General features: G+C 39.8%; 1 protein-coding gene. It reads right to left on the reverse strand.

Translation table 11 applies throughout. From position 1 onward, the window contains the following. On the reverse strand, positions 1 to 1,185 hold a 1,185-nt coding region (locus CXF78_RS01055; protein WP_145991295.1), incomplete at both ends, for a putative bifunctional diguanylate cyclase/phosphodiesterase.

Genomic DNA, 1,185 nt, shown 5'->3' on the forward strand with positions numbered 1-1,185 from the left:
AGATGTGTAATAAGAGACAGCCATAGCGATCGCCGCACCAACAAGTTCTAGATCCCCAGGATCGACTGTTATATCGTTAATAAAACTTTTATCTACTTTTAAGGTATTGAATGGGTAACTGCGCAGGTAACTGAGCGACGAATATCCGGTACCGAAATCGTCCATTGAAATACTGACACCAATATCGTTAATGGATATTAAGTTGCTGTCGATGACTGCATCGCTACTGAGTAATACCCCTTCGGTAATTTCAAGCTCTATAGTGCTGGCATGAATTTGGTGTTTATCTAGCTGAATGTTAAGCATATCAACAAAGGTATTTTCCCTGAATTGTTTCGGGGAAACATTAATGGCAATTTTAAAGTTAGGATTATAAGTTTGTTGCCACTTTTTGGCTGTAGCAAATGCAACCTCGATAACATATTGGCCAATTGAGACAATGAGTCCTGTTTGTTCTGCAATAGGGATAAACTCATCAGGAGTCACTTGACCGAGCAAAGCATTATTCCAACGTAAAAGAGCTTCCGCGCCGATGATTTTACGACTCTTGATGTCCACAAAGGGTTGAAAGTAAACCTCGAATTCTTTTTGCTTCAATGCACTGCGTAATTGCTCTTCAATTTTCAAGCGCCTATCCATATCGTGGTTCATTTGATGTGTATAGAAGTTATAGGTATTTCTGCCGCGATCTTTTGAATGGTACATGGCTGAATCTGCTTGTCTTAGCAATTCTTTGGGGTCTTCACTGTCAAGCGGGTAAAGGGCAATACCAATACTGATGGTTGACACTAACTCACGGTTTTCGAGCCTAAAAGGTTGGTAAAATTGCTCGAGTAGCTTACTGGCAATAATTTCAACTTCAATGGGTTCATTAATATTGCTCAGTATAATGATAAATTCATCACCACCCAATCTCCCCACCACATCACTTTCTCTAATGGTATTCTTTAACCGAACCGCAGCTTGGATCAACAGTTCATCACCAACAGAGTGACCCATGGTGTCATTAACCTTTTTAAAATCGTCTAAATCTAAAAACAGTACCGCCACGTTATTTTTTGCTCGATGGGCGTCTTTGAGCATTTGCGATAATCTATCAAGTGACAGCAGTCTATTTGGCAAGCCTGTTAAGCTATCGTAATGAGCTTGGTGAAGTATTTTTTCTTCTTGTTGTTTGTATTGGGT

The sequence above is a fragment of the Shewanella sp. 11B5 genome (assembly GCF_002836795.1).
In the GTDB taxonomy this organism is placed as follows: Bacteria; Pseudomonadota; Gammaproteobacteria; order Enterobacterales; family Shewanellaceae; genus Shewanella; species Shewanella frigidimarina.